13 protein-coding genes and 1 tRNA gene are annotated in these 15644 nt (G+C 64.6%); 4 read left to right on the top strand and 10 right to left on the bottom strand.

The window, feature by feature from the left end:
• Window position 1: 1 nt before the first annotated feature.
• Genes FIV09_RS06235 through FIV09_RS06220 form a run of 4 tightly spaced genes read left to right on the top strand, consistent with a single transcriptional unit; the run spans window position 2 to window position 3456 of the window.
• The gene (locus tag FIV09_RS06235; protein WP_216646452.1) at window positions 2–658 is read left to right on the top strand and encodes a sugar transferase; all 657 of its coding nucleotides are present in this window, start codon (window positions 2–4) and stop codon (window positions 656–658) included.
• Entirely contained in the window at window positions 655–1572 is a 918-nt protein-coding gene (locus FIV09_RS06230; RefSeq protein ID WP_152449184.1) for a methionyl-tRNA formyltransferase, read from the top strand. The genes FIV09_RS06235 and FIV09_RS06230 overlap by 4 nt, the downstream gene beginning before the upstream one ends.
• Window positions 1569–2258 (top strand): PIG-L deacetylase family protein, encoded by a 690-nt coding sequence (locus FIV09_RS06225; protein ID WP_152449183.1) that lies wholly within the window; start codon window positions 1569–1571, stop codon window positions 2256–2258. The genes FIV09_RS06230 and FIV09_RS06225 overlap by 4 nt, the downstream gene beginning before the upstream one ends.
• A 10-nt stretch (window positions 2259–2268) precedes the next feature.
• Window positions 2269–3456 carry a DegT/DnrJ/EryC1/StrS aminotransferase family protein gene (locus FIV09_RS06220; protein WP_152449182.1) on the top strand — a complete coding sequence of 396 codons (1188 nt, stop codon included), beginning with the start codon at window positions 2269–2271 and terminating at the stop codon, window positions 3454–3456.
• On the opposite strand, the gene FIV09_RS06215 is transcribed toward FIV09_RS06220, so the two are convergent.
• The 10 genes from FIV09_RS06215 to FIV09_RS06170 form a co-directional block, all read right to left on the bottom strand.
• Complete coding sequence (locus FIV09_RS06215) at window positions 3438–4274, bottom strand: DUF3883 domain-containing protein (protein WP_152449181.1); 837 nt, start codon at window positions 4272–4274, stop codon at window positions 3438–3440. The genes FIV09_RS06220 and FIV09_RS06215 overlap by 19 nt on opposite strands.
• Window positions 4275–4623: 349 nt before the next feature.
• A tRNA-Ser gene (locus FIV09_RS06210) sits at window positions 4624–4713 on the bottom strand.
• 172 nt (window positions 4714–4885) lie between these two features.
• Window positions 4886–5611: an alanyl-tRNA editing protein gene (locus FIV09_RS06205; protein ID WP_152449180.1), complete on the bottom strand. Its 726-nt coding sequence runs from the start codon at window positions 5609–5611 to the stop codon at window positions 4886–4888.
• A gap of 11 nt (window positions 5612–5622) precedes the next feature.
• Window positions 5623–8172 (bottom strand): DUF3772 domain-containing protein, encoded by a 2550-nt coding sequence (locus tag FIV09_RS06200; RefSeq protein ID WP_152449179.1) that lies wholly within the window; start codon window positions 8170–8172, stop codon window positions 5623–5625.
• Entirely contained in the window at window positions 8169–9197 is a 1029-nt protein-coding gene (locus FIV09_RS06195) for a cysteine synthase A (protein WP_152449178.1), read from the bottom strand. Before FIV09_RS06195 ends, FIV09_RS06200 begins: the two co-directional genes overlap by 4 nt.
• A 124-nt stretch (window positions 9198–9321) precedes the next feature.
• Complete coding sequence (locus tag FIV09_RS06190; protein ID WP_152449177.1) at window positions 9322–10437, bottom strand: gamma-glutamylcyclotransferase; 1116 nt, start codon at window positions 10435–10437, stop codon at window positions 9322–9324.
• 1 nt (window position 10438) lies between these two features.
• A complete protein-coding gene (locus FIV09_RS06185) occupies window positions 10439–10879 on the bottom strand; it encodes a TrgA family protein (RefSeq protein WP_152449176.1) in 441 nt (146 codons plus the stop codon).
• A 7-nt stretch (window positions 10880–10886) separates the two neighbouring features.
• A complete protein-coding gene (locus tag FIV09_RS06180; RefSeq protein ID WP_152449175.1) occupies window positions 10887–12095 on the bottom strand; it encodes a cyclopropane-fatty-acyl-phospholipid synthase family protein in 1209 nt (402 codons plus the stop codon).
• A 116-nt stretch (window positions 12096–12211) separates the two neighbouring features.
• Entirely contained in the window at window positions 12212–13633 is a 1422-nt protein-coding gene (locus FIV09_RS06175) for a deoxyribodipyrimidine photo-lyase (protein ID WP_152449174.1), read from the bottom strand.
• A 225-nt stretch (window positions 13634–13858) separates the two neighbouring features.
• A complete protein-coding gene (locus FIV09_RS06170; RefSeq protein ID WP_152449173.1) occupies window positions 13859–15565 on the bottom strand; it encodes a BCCT family transporter in 1707 nt (568 codons plus the stop codon).
• Window positions 15566–15644 lie beyond the last annotated feature (79 nt).

The following is a 15644-nucleotide window of genomic DNA, read 5'->3' as shown; positions in this document are numbered from 1 at the left end:
TGTGACCCGGATTGTGATTCGGGGGAATTTTTTTGCCATGAGTCGACCAGTAGAGTTCATTATCTGCATCTTACTGGGCATTATTGCCCTGCCGTTTTTCCTTATAGGTTGCATTATCATTTACGCGACCCTGGGGCGGCCACTCTTCTTCTCGCAGACGCGTGCGGGAAAAGGCGGCGTGCCATTTCGTCTGTTTAAATTGCGCAGCATGAGTGACGCGCGCGATCACACCGGGGCGCTCCTTCCCGATGAGGCGCGCCAGACCTGGGCGAGCGCGATCATCCGGCGGCTCAGGATCGACGAGATACCGCAATTGCTGCTCATCCTGCAGGGAAAGATGGCGCTGGTGGGCCCCCGCCCCCTGCTGCCCGAGACCGTCGCCTCCTTTGGTGAGGCGGGCCGTCGGCGCGGTCTGGTGCGACCGGGGCTGACCGGTTGGGCGCAGGTCAGCGGCAATACTAATCTCGACAATCACGAAAAGATGCAGCTCGACCTTTGGTATGTCGCGCATCGCTCGGCCGCGCTCGACTTTCGTATCCTGGCCGAGACCGGCGGCACGGCGCTCGCCGGTGAGAAGCGGCGCGCAGACCGTCTGGAGGAGGCCGCGCGCTGGATGACCGAAGATCCAGCCAGGCCCTTCGTGGATATCCCGGCATGAAGACGGTCTTTGTTGGTGCCGTCGAAGGCTCGCTCGAAGCGCTGAGCGCGATCTGCGCGCAGGGCCATCCCCCGGCGCTCGTCGTGACGCTTCCGCCCGAACTGGCCAAACGCCATTCCGACTTTGCCGATCTCGCCCCGGTGGCGGCCGCGTTCGACATCCCGGTCCATTACACGACCAAGAGTGATTCCACCGAGACGCTGGACGCCATTCGCGCGGTGGCGCCCGATCTCGTCATGGTCATCGGCTGGTCACAGATCTGCGGGCCGGAATTTCGCGCCATTCCCCGGATCGGCTGCCTCGGCTTCCATCCCTCCGCCCTGCCCCGTCTGCGGGGCCGCGGGGTGATCCCTTGGACCGTCCTTCTGGGCGAGACGCAATCCGGCAGCACGATCTTCTGGCTTGGTGCGGGTGCCGATGACGGGCCGATCGCGGCGCAGACACTTTATGATATAGACCCCGAAACCGTCACCGCGCGCGAGATCTACGACCGCGTTCAGGTCGCCCTGATCGAGATGCTGCCGCCGCTGCTGTCGCGGATCGCGGCCGGGGACATCCCATCGGAGCCGCAGCCCGAGGACGGGATCAGCATCTGTGCGCGCCGCAGGCCCGAGGACGGCCGGATCGACTGGACCCGCCCCGCCCGGGAGATCCACCGCCTGATCCGCGCCGTGGGTCCCCCGTATCCCGGTGCCTTCACGGAAGCTCCCGACGGCACGACGCTAACCGTCACCGATGCGCGGATCTTCCCCCGCGACGGCTATTACATCGGTCTGCCTGGGCAGGTGCAGGCGATTGATGGAACCACCTTCATTGTCTCTTGCGGCGATGGTCGCTGCCTCGAGATCCTCGAATGGAGCGGAGCCACGCTCCCGCCTGCCATGCACAGCAAGCTTGGAAAGAGTGCCCTATGATCTCGACCCTCATGTCCAGCACCGGTCCGGTTCTCGTGATCGCGCCTCACCCGGATGACGAAGTCCTGGGCGCGGGCGGGACCATCGCGCGCCTCGCCCGGCAGGGATGCGACGTGCATGTGGCGATCGTGACGCGCGGGCAGCCGCCCGCTTTCGACGCGGCACAGATCGCGCGGGTGAAGGCCGAAGCCGAGGCCGCGCATGCCCATCTCGGAATCACGCAGACCCATTGGCTCGATTTTCCGGCGGCGGGATTGTCCGAGCATCCGCATGCCGTGCTGAACGGGGGGCTCGGATCGCTCGTGCGCGCGCTCTCTCCGGACCTGCTGCTCGCGCCGCATCCCGGCGATATCCATCTCGATCACCAGCTGACATTCCTGTCCTCGCTCGTGGCAAGCCGCCCGCATCAATCGAGCTACCCGGCCACGATCGCCGTCTACGAGACGCTGTCGGAGACCAACTGGAACGCGCCCTACCTGACGCCGCCCTTCATTCCCAATGTCTTCGTGGACATAACCGACACGCTCGAAGCCAAGCTGGCCGCGTTTCAGCTCTTCGCCAGTCAGGTCCATCCCGCCCCGCATGAACGCTCCGTCGAAGCGCTGCGCGCGCTCGCCACCCTGCGCGGCGCCACCGTTCACCGTCCGGCGGCCGAGGGCTTCGTTCTCGTCCGCTCCGTTTGCTGAGGTTGCCCCCATGACCCGATGGCCCGTCTTTGACACCGAAGAGATTGAAGCGGTCGCGAACGTTCTGCGCTCCGGCAAGGTCAATGCCTGGACCGGACCCGATGTGGCAGCCTTCGAGGAGGCCTATTGCGCCGCGACCGGGGCCCGGCACGCCATCGCCATGGCCAACGGGTCGGTGACGCTGGACGCGGCCCTGCACGCGCTGGACCTGCAGCCCGGAGACGAGGTCATCGTCACGCCGCGCAGCTACATCGCCTCCGCAAGCTGCGTCATGCTGGCAGGCGGCGTGCCGGTCTTTGCCGATATCGACCGTGACAGCCAGAACATCACGCCCGAAACCATCGCGCCCCTGATCGGTCCGCGCACCCGCGGCATCCTGCCCGTGCACATGGCGGGCTGGCCCTGCGACATGGACGGCATCCTCGATCTAGCCCGCGCGCATGATCTGTGGGTGATCGAGGATTGCGCCCAGGCCCATGGCGCGAAGATCGGCGACCGGCATGTGGGCACGATGGGCAGTTTCGGATCGCTCTCCTTCTGTCAGGACAAGATCATCTCAACGGGCGGCGAAGGGGGCATGTTGCTCTGCAATGACGACGCCCTCTGGTCGCGCGCCTGGAGCTTCAAGGACCACGGCAAGGGACACGCCACGGTCCATGCCAAGGACCACCCGCCGGGCTTCAGGTGGTTGCACGATTCCGGTCCCGGCACCAATCTGCGCATGCCCGGCCCCCTGGCCGCGATCGGGCGTATCCAGCTCGGACGTCTTGACGCGACCCTCGCCCACCGGACCCGCAACGCGACCATCCTCGCCGAGACGCTGGGGCAAAGCCACGCCCTGCGCGTGCCGATGCCGGCCGCGCCGTTCACCCATGCCTATTACCGCTTCTACGCCTTCGTGCGCCCCGCAGCCCTCGCCTCCGAATGGTCCCGCGACCGCATCATCGCCGAGATCACGGAGGCCGGCATCCCGGTCTTCTCGGGCAGTTGTTCGGAGATCTACCGCGAAGCCACGTTCCGCAGCCGCAATCTGGGCCCGGATCAGCCGCTTCCGGTGGCACGGGAGCTGGGCGAGACCAGCCTCGCCTTCCTCGTCGACACGACCTGGTCCCACGAGACGATCGCCGCCCTTGCCGAGACTGTGCGCGACATCGCGGACGCGGCGCTTTCAATCAAGGTTCAATCAAAGCTGGCCTGAAACGAAGTAGCTGTCAGCGAGACGTGCGCGTCTAACGGCGGGTGCAATTCAAACGCCTTTGCCTCGCGTCCAAAGTTCCAAAGGCGAAAAAGTGACCATTCAGAACGCCGCTCCTCGGCCGCCGCCAATTCGTTGCGACTGATGTGAAAAGGCGTGCGTTCCCAGCCATTCGTTGTTTTCACCTCAATCAAACGTGGGCGTCCGTTCGGCGCGAAGCTGGCGATATCGTAGCCAGCACCATCGCCATCCTCCTCCGACACCCACCGGACTCTACGCACAAGGTCGTCGCGTCCCGCTGATTTGAGGGCTGCTCGCTCGTGCGCCAAGACGCGCTCCTCACCGGCACGGCCGAGGACGCGATTGCGCTCATCTCTCGCCGCTACATCGAATTTTCGGGCGATGTGCAGCATCTGCTCCAGCTCCTGCGGCGGCGGCTGGTTCGACAATGTGGGCGGCGGCCCTATCCAGATTGGCGCGGCTTCGGCCAGGCCGGTCGACGCTCTTGCACCCGAACGGCGGCCAAGCCACGCCGGGTTCAACGCTAGCCAGCGCACCACGGCATCCACCAGTGTCATCTGGAAATTGAAGGCTGGCTTGTAGCCTGGGATCCAGTCCTCACCTAGCCCCTTCAGCACGGCGCTGATGTTCTGATGTTTAAACTCGATCGAACCCTCGGATCGATCTTTCAACAACGGAATAAGCGCCCGTCGATGCTCGGCCTTGTTATAGCGTTGTCCAGCAATATCATCGGCTAACATCGCAAAGTAATCAGCGACGATCAGATCGTTTTCTTCGTCTGTCCAGGGCCCATTCGACATGCCGCCAGGCTATGAGCGAAAAGTCTCTTTGTCATCAGAGACTTCTCATGATCGTTCGCACCAATACGCACAACTGTGCCGCCTTCGGGTGTCTCTGATCGCATTGATTGCAGCCGAGCTTACTTCAACTTCGGCGCAACCCATTCTCAGCAAAAAATTGAAAAGGCGTTACTTTTTGAATCCGTCCCGGTCTAGGTGGGCGGCAGGTGGAAAAAGACGCCGGGCTTTGAGAGATTAATTTCAGGCCAATCGCCAGTCTCCACAAGTCGGGTGCGTTCCTCAAACCCCATTGAACCAAAAAGAAAAAAGGCCCCATCAGGGACACTATCTCGGGTTCGCGAATGGTTTGTGGCGGACAGGAAGGGATTCGAACCCTCGAGACGGTCTCCCGCCTACGCACTTTCCAGGCGCGCGCCTTCGACCACTCGGCCACCTGTCCGAGGCGGTGTGTAGCGGAAAGCCAAGGCGGGGTGCAAGGGGCGCAATCACCGAAATTTCCAGCTTTTTGCCGACTTTTCGGTCAAGGTGGCGTGCGAGGCGTCGGCGCAGCGGCACGCGCCACCCATCGAGGCGCGCCCGTATGCCCTCCAAAGCCCTGCAGGTGGCGCATGTCAGGCGCCATCGCCCAGCACGATCTGCACGCGGCGGTTCTGTTTGCCCTTGTTCTCGATCTTGCCCAGACGCAGCGCGCCGATCTCGCCCGTGCGTGCCACATGGGTGCCGCCGCAGGGCTGCAGATCCACTTGGTCCGCCCCCTCGCCGATCCGCACGAGCCGGATGCGCCCCGCACCGCGCGGGGGCTGCACCGACATGGTCTTCACCAACCCCGGATTGGCATCAAGCTCGGCCTCGTCGATCCAGCTTTCCGACACCGGCAGGTCGCGGGTGACAAGTGCGTTCAGCGCGTCCTCAACGGCCTGCTTGTCCTCGGGCGGCTCCGGCATCAGGAAATCGAGCCGCCCCTTGCCCGCGCCGATCTGCCCGCCCGTCACGGGCAGCGGGATGACCACGGAGAGCAGGTGCAGCGCCGTGTGGATGCGCATATGCGCGTACCTACGCCCCCAATCGAGCGATTGCGTGACGCGGGCACCTTCAGGCGGCAGGCTCCGCGGCTCCGATGGCACCAGGACGATGCTGTCGCCCTCTCCCTTCACGGCGGTGGCGATCTCGATCTCGCCGCCCTCCCAGCGCAAGGTGCCGCTGTCGCCGGGCTGTCCGCCGCCTGTCGGGTAGAAGACCGACGCATCGCAGACAATGCCGCCCTCGCCGGTCAGCGCGGTCACACGGGCCTCCGCCTCGCGCAGATAGGCATCGTCTCGAAACAAAGGCGTTGTCATATGGCTCGTCCTCATTCTCCGTCGGGGTCAGCGCCGCCGGTGCTGCGCGCGACGTTGTCGGGCAACGGCTTCTTGTCCGCCATGCTTTGCGGCGATTGATCGTCGCTTGCGAAGGCCCGCTCTTCTGCCGGTCTGCCGCTGCTGTCGACCTCGCCCTCGCGCAAGGTTTCGGGATTGCGCAGCCACAGGTCGCGCTGCGGGATCGGAATGCGGATGCCCTCTTCGGCGAAACGCTCGGCGATCTGGTGGTTCATCTCGGTCTGCACGTCGAAGATCTCGAGGATATCGCTGAGGATCACCCGGATCTCGAATTCCAGCCCGTCATCCCCGAACCCTGCGAACAGGACGTAAGGCGCGGGGTTCATGATCACGATGGGATGTGCGCGCGCAATGGACAGCAGCGTAGATTCGACCTTCCGCGTGTCAGAGCCGTAAGCCACCTTCACCGGCAGGATCAGACGCCCCAGCGTGTTGCCGCGCGTGTAATTCGTCACCGTGCCCGACACGAGGTCCGAGTTGGGCACGATCACGTCGAAGCGGTCGAAGGTCTCGATCCGCGTGGAGCGGACGGAGATATCCTTCACGAAGCCCATGTTGTCGCCGACCGCGATCCAGTCCCCCTCGCCGATGGGCCGCTCGATCAGCAGGATGATGCCTGAGACGAAGTTCGACACGATGTTTTGCAGGCCAAAACCGATGCCCACCGACAACGCACCTGCCACGATGGCGAGCGACGACAGGTCGATCCCGGCGGTGGTGAAGGCGATCAGGGCCGCGAGGAAAATCCCCAGATAGCCCACGCCCGCAACGATCGCGTTCTGCCCGCCGATATCCATCCGCGTCTTCGGCAGCACGCTGGAGCGAAGCCCCGCCTGCGTGCCGCGCGTGACCGCGAAGCCCACCATGAAGACGAGGATGAAGGACAGGAAATCTGCCGGAGAGATAACGCTGTCGCCGATCTCGAAGCCCGAAAGGAACGTGTTCCACAGCTCCGTGAGGTCGGCCACCCGCGCGCCCCAGATCAGGGCCAGAACGGGGATCGAGGAGAGGATCAGGACGAAGCCCGCAAAGACCGGAACGAGCGAATTGCTCTCCTGTGGCGAGACGCCCGCGATGAGCTTGTAAAGCTCCCCGATGAAGCGCAGCAGCACGAGGATCGTACCCGCGAGCACCATGGTCGCGATCATGGGGAAGGTCAGCGTCTGCGCGACCTCCTGCAACCCGGCGGCGGAAAAGATCGGCGCGGCAATCGCGCTCAGCGTCAGAACCCGCCCGAAGAACCGCACGAGACGCAGACGGAAATGCATCGTGTCGTGGCGATCCTCTTCCGCGCCGTCCTCGCTGTCGCCTTCCAGTTTGGCGTGGCGGAAGATCGTGCCGAGGCGGAACAGCAAAAGCGACGCGAAGGTGACGATGGCGAAGCTCAGAACCGCGCGGACCCCGTCGGTGTAGACATCCGCACGCGAGAAGGTGACGATCACGCCGCTCAGGATCATCAGCGCCGCAAGCGCCCCGAAATAGTACCGCGCCTCTTTCCGGCGTGAGGATTCAAGCGGCAGCGTGGCCTCGTCCTCGTCTGTCGAGAAGGTCTGCTGCGCGAGCCAGCGGATATAGACGAAGATGCCGACCCAGATCGGCAGCCGTTCAAGCAGGAGCTGTCCGCGCGGCCCGGCATAGCCCGTCATCTGCGCGCCGTAGGCAATCGCGATGATTCCGCTCAAGGGCAGCACGACCATTCCGAAGGAGGCCAGCGTGCGCCACACGCCGGTGCCCCGCCGCGAGGTCGCATTGCGCAGCCACGCCGCGCCCCGCTCCGCCCAATGTCGCCCCTTGAGCAGCAGAATGAGGCCGACGACGCCCAGGAATACCGCAAGCGGCACATTCACTTCGTTGGTCGACAAGAGACCGCGCGCGATCTCCCGGTCGGTCTCGGTCAGAAAGCCCACGCCCGAGGACAGCACCGCCTCCACCGCTTCGGGCCAAAGCGCGGGATTGATTGGTGTCGGGCCACGGCTGAACAGCTTCTCGGTCGCCCGCGTACGGATGGTGGCGTCAATCTCGCGGATGATGCCATCGGCGCGGGTGAAGGCCTCCTCCGCGGCCACGATCGGCGCCTGAGCGGCTTCGAGCTGGCTGGTCAGCTCAGCGCGCCGCTGGGCGATCTCCTCGGCCTCGCTGGCGCCCTCTTCGGGGACGGGACCGAGCGCGTCGATCTGCGATTGCAGCGTCGAGATGCGCTCGGATTCCATGTTCTGCTGGGAGTTCAGCCGTTCGCGGAAGGCCGCAACCTCGGAGCGCAGCTCTTCGAGTTGCGGGATCGTGGCATTGCCCTCCGCGAGCGTATTCTCGACGCGGCTGGCGACATTGTTCCACAGGTCGAAATCGATCTCCGGGCGCGGCCCGGAGGGCGACGCTTCGCTGACCGCTTCGGAGGATTGCGCCTCGCCGCCCGCATTGCCCCCGTCGGAACCACCCGCGTCCGAGCCTTGCGCAAGCGCCGCCCCGGTCCAGAGACACAGGACCAGAGCAGCTTGAACCAGCCAGCGCGCCAGCGGTTTCATGTATCCTCGAAGACGCCCGGAATGGAGGCCGGTGCCCGGTCCATCCAAGGCGGAACAGGCAGGCCCTTGGCGGTCAGGAAGTCGGGGTTGAAGAGCTTCGATTGGTAACGATTGCCGAAGTCGCACAGGATGGTGACGATGGTGTGCCCCGGCCCCATCTCGCGCGCCATGGCCATCGCCCCCGCGACGTTCACGCCGGTGGAGCCGCCCATCACAAGGCCTTCGTGCTGCAGGAGGTCATAGACGATGGGCAGCGCTTCGCTGTCGGGAATGCGGCAGGTGAAATCGGGCGTGAAGCCTTCGAGATTGGCGGTGATCCGTCCCTGCCCGATGCCTTCGGTGATCGAGTCGCCCGGGTTTTCCTCACCGGTATAAAGCTTCAGAAGCCCCGCGCCTTCGGGATCGGCAAGGCCCACTTTCACGCCCTTGGGCTGCAGCGCCATGCCCACGCCCGCCACCGTGCCGCCCGATCCGGCCGCACAGATGAACCCGTCGACGCGGCCCGATGTCTGCTCCCAGATCTCGGGGCCGGTCGTCTCGATATGCGCCTGCCGGTTGGCCACGTTGTCGAACTGGTTGGCCCAGATCGCGCCATGGGGTTCGGTCTTGGCCAGCTCCTCGGCGAGGCGACCGGAATAGCGCACGTAATTGTTGGGGTTCTTGTAGGGTGCTGCGGGCACCTCCACGAGCTCCGCGCCTGCAAGGCGCAGCATGTCCTTCTTTTCCTGGCTCTGCGTCTCGGGGATGACGATGACCGTCTTGAAGCCGAGCGATGCCCCGACAAGCGCGAGGCCGATGCCGGTATTGCCCGCCGTGCCCTCGACGATGGTGCCGCCGGGCTCCAGCAGTCCGCGCTTCACCGCGTCGCGGATGATGTACAGGGCGGCCCGGTCCTTCACGGACTGGCCGGGATTCATGAATTCGGCCTTGCCATAGATATCGCAGCCCGTCGCCTCGCTGGCCTGGCGGAGCCGGATCAGTGGGGTGCGGCCGACCGCGTCGGCGAGGTCCTTGGCAATGCGCATGGCGGCTCCTTTACGATATCTCGCTGCGTTGCCCATGGGTGTAGGGCGCAGGTGGCGGGAACTCAAGGAGATGACGGCCCGGCGCGCCGGGATCGGCAAGCGGTCGGTCCGTTGTCCTTGCGTCCTAGGCCGCTGCCCGCAAGCCTGGTCGCTCGCGCGCCAACCACAGCAGCATCATCGCGAGCGGGCCTGCATTGATCTCGCCCGTCTCCACCAGCTCCATGGCCCGGTCGAACGAGATGACATGGCTGCGGATATCCTCGTTCTCCTCGTCGAGCCCCGCATGCACCGTGTCGCGCCCGGACAGATCCGCAAGACCCAGGAAACAGTGGAAAAATTCCGTGGAATAGCCGGGTGAGGCGTAGACCTTCACCATCAGGCGCACATCCTCGATATCGAGCTGCGCCTCCTCGCTGGCCTCGCGGCGCGCGGTCTCCGCCGGGTCCTCGCCAGCATCGATCAGCCCCGCGATGGGCTCCAGCACCCACGGGGCGGGATCGTCGCGCATCAGCGGGCCGTAGCGAAACTGCTCGATTAGCAGGACCTGGTCGGTCACGGGATCGTAAGGCAGCACGAGCGCCGCATCGAAGGCGCAGAACGCCTCCCGCGTGAGCCGCTCCGATACCCCGCCGCGATACTCGGAATATTGCACGGAGAACCGGCGCAGGCGGAAAAACCCGTCCCAACCGCCCGGCTCATGGGCGAAATGGCGGATGTCATCGCGCGACATCGCCGTGCGCAGCGTGGTCGGTGCTGCATTCTGCGCCATCTGGCGGCCCCAGGCGCGGGCTGCGAAAACCGGCCAGAGCGCATGTGCCTCTTTTCCGGTCTCGCGCCCGTGCCGCGCCATGATTTCCTCGGCCGCGCCGGTCGCGATGGCGCCCCAGCGCGTGGCCCAATCCTCCAGATCGAACGGAGCCCCAGGATCGGCATCGTGATCGGGGAAATACACCCAGGCCTCGACCGGGCCATTCGCCGTCTCGACCTGCCGCGTCTCGGCCCGGTAGCCAAAGCCCGCCTCGTAGAAGTCGAGCCGCGCGGCCATGTCCGCCCCCGCCTCGATCAGACGGCCCTTTGCCACGCGCGCGGGATCGGCATGGATCACGGGATAGGCCGCGTCGCGCACCCAATCGACGCCATATCCCGACAATTCCGCCGCCTCTCCGGCCAGCGCGTCTTGGGCCACCACCTCGAACAATGGCGCGTGCAGCAATGTGCCGTAGAGAAAGTAGCGCGGCACGTCAGCGCCAGTAATTGCTGGAGATTTCAGCGGCCATGCCCACGATGATGGCACCGAGAATGAACAGACCGAAGAAGGTGGGCGTGAGGAGATACGCCCCGTATTCGAGGAAATTCTCGATCGCGGAATTGATGGCTTCGAACACGTTGTCGAATTTCCGGTCGAGGGAATCCTCGACCATGGTGTTGACGGAATGCACGAAAAGGCAGCAGACGATCATCGAAACGGTGCCGGTCAGCCCGTTCGAGATCGCGGCCGCCGACCCCTGCCCGACGCCGTAGCCGACCTGTCGCCAGCCTATGATGAAGCCGATCAGCGCATTGACCACCGAAAACCATCCGAACACGGTCGAAGACGGCAAAAGCGGCTTCACCATCTCCGAGGCCACGAAGGCCAGGGCCGCAAGCAGCAGGCCTGCAACCAGTTTCGGTGCTGTCGGCATGGATCATTTACCCCGGACGCGACAATGTGATCTGCGTGACGTCGCAATTGCCCGACGAGAAGGTCGCGGCGCAGGACGTCAGGTAGAAATTCCACATACGACGGAAACGTTCGTCAAATCCTAACCGCGCCACATCGTCCCATTTTTCGTTGAACGTGTCGTGCCAGCGACGCAATGTCTGGGAATAGCTCTCTCCGAACTCGATGGAGCGCACGAAATCGAGCCCGGCGCGCGCGATCTGCTCGCGCAGGATCACCGGGGAAGGCAGCATCCCGCCGGGGAAGATGTATTTCTGGATGAAATCCGGGCTGCGCTTGTAGACGTCCCAGCGCCGGTGCTGGACGGTGATGATCTGCAAGGTGGCATTGGCGCCGGGTTTCAGCCGCGCCTTCACGTTGTCGAAATAGACCGGCCAGTATTTCTCGCCCACGGCCTCGAACATCTCGATGGAGGCGATGCCGTCATAGGTGCCGCGCTCGTCGCGGTAATCCTGCAGCTTGAACTCCACGCGGTCCTGCAGCCCGGCGCGGCGGATCCGCTCCTGTGCGTAATCGAACTGCTCCTTCGAGATGGTCAGCCCCGTGACCTTGAGGCCGCGTTCCTTGGCGGCATATTCCGCGAACCCGCCCCAGCCGCAGCCGATCTCCAGGACGTGATCGCCGGGCTTGGCCCCCATCTCGTCGATCATGGAGGCGTATTTCAACTCCTGCGCGCGCTCGAGGCTCTCCTGCCCCGTCTCGAACTTCGCCGAGGAATAGGTCATCGTATCGTCGAGCCAGAGCCCGTAGAAATCGTTGCCCAGATCGTAATGGTGCGAGATGTTCTTCTTGGCCTGGCGCTTCGAGTTCGACTGCCACCAGAAACGCAGGTTCTCGTAGAGTTTCACGAGCTTCATGCCCGGGAAGCCGTCATAGATATCCTCGTTATCGGCATGAACGAGTTCCATGAAGGCCATGAGGTCCGGCGTGGACCACCAACCATCGAGATACGCCTCGCAGAACCCCATATCGCCCTCGCGGATCAGACGCGCGAAGAGGTCGGGATTGTGGATGCGCAATTCCGAGACGGGCCCGGGATTTCGGCCCTGGGCGCGGAAGACCCGCCCGTCGGGCAGCACGAAATCGATGCGGCCATTGTTCATGTCGCGTGCCATGCCGAAGACCTGCGCAAAGTAGCGCGGCAGGTTCGGCTGGCCGGTCGTCTCGGTCAGGATCATTCAGGTCTCTCCGGTCGCTTGCACCCGAGACACGGGCGCCGCGTGCTTCTGGTTTCAGATTTGTTCTATAGCGGGCAAGGCCTTGGCGGCAAGCCGGGGGTCTGCGGCGTGCCGCCTCAGAAATCGCGGTTCTCGTAGGCCTCAAGCGCCCGCTCGCGGCCTTCCTTGGCGCCCACGATCGGATCGGGATAGGGATCGTCCGGCTCCATGTTCCACGATTTCGGGATCGCGTCGAAATAGGACAGCGCCTCTTCGGGTGGGGTCTTCTGCCCTTCGGCGATCCAGCGCTGCACATAGGCGCGCTTCTTGTCGAACCGGTCGAGCTGGGTCTCGGGATTGAAGACCCGGAAATAGGGCGTCGCATCGGGGCCGGAGCCGGCCGACCATTGCCAGCCCATCGCGTTCGAGGCGGGATCCCAGTCGATCAGGTGCTCCTCGAACCATTCCTTGCCGATCTTCCAGTGGCACATCAGGTGCTTGCAGAGATAGGAGGCGACGATCATGCGGCCGCGATTGTGCATCCGGCCCGTCACGTACATTTCGCGCATGGCCGCATCGACGAAGGCCATGCCGGTGCGCCCCTGCTTCCAGGCCTTGACCTCCGCCAGCCGCTCATCCTCGTTCCATGGGAAGGAATCCCAATCCTCGCGCCAATTGGCGTTCTGGATGCGGGGCGTGTGCCACAGGAGGTGATAGGCGAACTCGCGCCAGACCAGCTCCTTGAGGAAGGTCTCGGCGCCATCCTTGCCATCCTTGAGCGCGCGCAAGCCCGCATGCCAGCATTGCGCCGGGCTGATCTCGCCCAGGGCCAGGTTCTCCGACAGGTTCGAGGTGCCGTCCGCCCAGGGCCGGTCGCGCCCCGCATCGTAATCGGCGACCTTGGAGGACATGAAAGCGCCGAGCCGCGCCTGTGCCGCACCCTCGCCCAGCTGCACATAGGGCCGCACTATATCGGCACCGCGCTCCATGCCCGCGCCCAGCGCCCAGCTGTCCAGCGTCTCGCTCTCCGGCCAGGAGGCAGGCGCCGGGATCTTGGAGGGCGTGCCCAGGGGGGCGGGCACATCGCGATCCTTCACCGACCGCCAGAACGGGGTGTAGACCTTGTAGAACTCGCCCTGCTTCGTCTCGACGGTCCAAGGCTCGAACATCAGATGGCCTTCGAAGCTCTGCGCATCGAGCCCTTCCTCTTTCAGGCCTTCCTTGACGCGGGTGTCACGCTCCACCGCGTCCGCGTCATAGGCGCGGCTCCAATATACAGCCTTAGCGCCGGTCTCCTTGGCCAGTTGCAGCAAAACCTCCCGCGGCGGCCCCGCCCGCAGGATCAGGCGGCTGCCCTTGTCGGCGAGGCTTTCCGCCAGCGCCCCCACGCCCAGCCCCAGACGCCATTGGGGCGCGGTGCCCAGCCCATCGACAAGATCGTCACGGATGAAAACCGGGATGACCGGGCCGCCTGCCTTGACGGCCGCGTCCAGCGCTGCGTGATCCGACAATCTCAGATCGCGGCGAAACCAGACCAGGATGGGCGATGCGTCTGACACGGGATACCTCGTTCGTTGAGTTTCGCGGAAAGCTGGTCCCGCTTGGGCGAAGGTCAACCTCCGTCGCAGGAGGACAGGCTGTCAGTGCGCCGTCTCGATGCTGCGCGCGTCAACGGGGCGACCCGCCCCGCCTGCCCCCGTGATCCGCGCCGGATCGCGGGGCCAGACATGCATGCGGGGGCCCGAAGGCCCCCGCATTCGATCAGATCAATCGGGCGGTGCGCGTCAGCGACGCTCGCTGCGCAGGCCCGCATAGATGGCAAAGCACATCACCAGGAGCACCAGCGTGAAGGGCAGACCGGTGGAGATCACCATCGCCTGCAGCGACGACAAGCCGCCGCCCAAGAGGAGCGCGATGGCGACAGCCCCTTCCACGAGGCACCAGAACACCCGCTGCGGCACCGGCGCGTCGACCTTGCCGCCCGCGGTGATCGTGTCGATCACGAGGCTGCCCGAGTCCGACGAGGTCACGAAGAACACGATGACCAGCACGATGCCCACGAAGCTGGTGATCTGCGCAAGCGGCAGTTCGGCCAGCATCTGGAAGAGCTGCAGCTCGAGGGCCGCATCGCGCGCGCCGGTATAGCCGTCATTGACGACCTGGCTGATCGCGGTGCCCCCGAAGGTGGTCATCCAGAGCACGCAGACGAGGCTCGGGATCAGCAGCACGCAGATCACGAATTCCCGCACGGTCCGGCCGCGGCTGACGCGCGCGATGAACATCCCCACGAAGGGTGACCAGGAAATCCACCAGGCCCAGTAGAACGAGGTCCAGCCCTGCATGTAGTTGGTGTCGGCGCGTCCGAACGGGTTCGAGAGCGCGACGAGATTGGCAAGATAGGCGCCAAGACCCGAGAAGAAGCCGGTGATCAACTCGACCGTCGGGCCCACGAAGAGCACGAAGAGCAGCAGAAGGGCCGCGAGACCCATGTTGATCTCGGACAGGATCTTCACGCCGCCATCGAGGCCGCGCATCACCGAGACCAGCGCCACCGCGGTGATCGCCGAGATCAGCACCACCAGAAGCGCGTTGGAATTGGTGGCCCCGCTCTCTTCGGTGTTGCCGTAGGAAATGCCCCAAAGGCTGCGTGTGCCTTCGGCCGCGTCACCCGACCCAAAAAGAAGCGTCAGGCCAGACGCCGCCTGCTGCGCGCCGATGCCGAGCGAGGTTGCCAGACCGAACAGCGTCGCCAGAACCGCGATCGTGTCGATGATGTGCCCCGGCCAGCCCCAGACGCGATCGCCCAGAAGCGGGTGGAAGGCCGAGCGGATCGAAAGCGGAAGGCCCTTGTTGTAGGAAAAGAGCGCCAGCGCCAGCGCGACCACAGCGTAGATCGCCCAGGGGTGCAGACCCCAGTGGAAGATCGTGGCGGCCATGCCAAGCTGGGCCGCGGCCTCGGGGTTGGAGGCGGCATTGAGCGGCGCCCAGTCCGTGCGCAGGCCGTTCTCGCCCACACTCGTTCCCGCATTCGCCGAAGCGAAGTGCGACAGCGGCTCGGACACGCCGTAGAACATCAGGCCGATGCCCATGCCCGCGGCAAACAGCATCGCGAACCAGCCGGGATAGGTGTAATCCGGCGTGGCTTCGCTGCCGCCCAGACGCACCTTGCCGACCGGCAAGACAATGAGCGCGAGGCAGAAGAGCACGAAAAGGTTCGCAGCACTCAGAAACAGCCAGTCGAAGGTCGAGGTGAGCCAGGGACGAAGCGCCCCGAACACCGTCGCCGCCTGCTCGTTGAAGATCAGCGCGTAGAACGTGAACAGAACCGTTCCCAACCCGGAGATCAGGAAGACGGGATTGTGAATATCGAAGGGAACAGGTCCCAGGGAGCCGTCGATATTGTCCTGACCGATATCGTAATCGGTCTCGATTAGGTTTGTGTGGCCTTCAGGGGTCGGTATCCCCTCAGCCACAACGTCTTCGTTAGACATTGTCTGTCTCCTTATGTCTGTTGCGGGACCGCGCGCTTGCGAGAAGGCGCGGCCGCCTCAGCGATAATTTGCCGACGAT

The organism is Roseivivax sp. THAF197b (assembly GCF_009363255.1).
In the GTDB taxonomy this organism is placed as follows: domain Bacteria; phylum Pseudomonadota; class Alphaproteobacteria; order Rhodobacterales; family Rhodobacteraceae; genus Roseivivax.
The sequence above is the reverse complement of the archived record's forward strand: the minus strand, read 5'-3'. Positions and strand labels throughout refer to the sequence as shown.

What these genes read in the sequence shown, in the direction of transcription:
- FIV09_RS06230 (WP_152449184.1), top strand. Translation starts at nt 655, where the DNA reads ATGAAGACGGTCTTTGTTGGTGCCGTCGAAGGCTCGCTCGAAGCGCTG.
- FIV09_RS06225 (WP_152449183.1), top strand. Translation starts at nt 1,569, where the DNA reads ATGATCTCGACCCTCATGTCCAGCACCGGTCCGGTTCTCGTGATCGCG.
- FIV09_RS06220 (WP_152449182.1), top strand. Translation starts at nt 2,269, where the DNA reads ATGACCCGATGGCCCGTCTTTGACACCGAAGAGATTGAAGCGGTCGCG.
- FIV09_RS06215 (WP_152449181.1), bottom strand. Translation starts at nt 4,274, where the DNA reads ATGTCGAATGGGCCCTGGACAGACGAAGAAAACGATCTGATCGTCGCT.
- FIV09_RS06205 (WP_152449180.1), bottom strand. Translation starts at nt 5,611, where the DNA reads ATGACAACGCCTTTGTTTCGAGACGATGCCTATCTGCGCGAGGCGGAG.
- FIV09_RS06200 (WP_152449179.1), bottom strand. Translation starts at nt 8,172, where the DNA reads ATGAAACCGCTGGCGCGCTGGCTGGTTCAAGCTGCTCTGGTCCTGTGT.
- FIV09_RS06195 (WP_152449178.1), bottom strand. Translation starts at nt 9,197, where the DNA reads ATGCGCATTGCCAAGGACCTCGCCGACGCGGTCGGCCGCACCCCACTG.
- FIV09_RS06185 (WP_152449176.1), bottom strand. Translation starts at nt 10,879, where the DNA reads ATGCCGACAGCACCGAAACTGGTTGCAGGCCTGCTGCTTGCGGCCCTG.
- FIV09_RS06180 (WP_152449175.1), bottom strand. Translation starts at nt 12,095, where the DNA reads ATGATCCTGACCGAGACGACCGGCCAGCCGAACCTGCCGCGCTACTTT.
- FIV09_RS06170 (WP_152449173.1), bottom strand. Translation starts at nt 15,565, where the DNA reads ATGTCTAACGAAGACGTTGTGGCTGAGGGGATACCGACCCCTGAAGGC.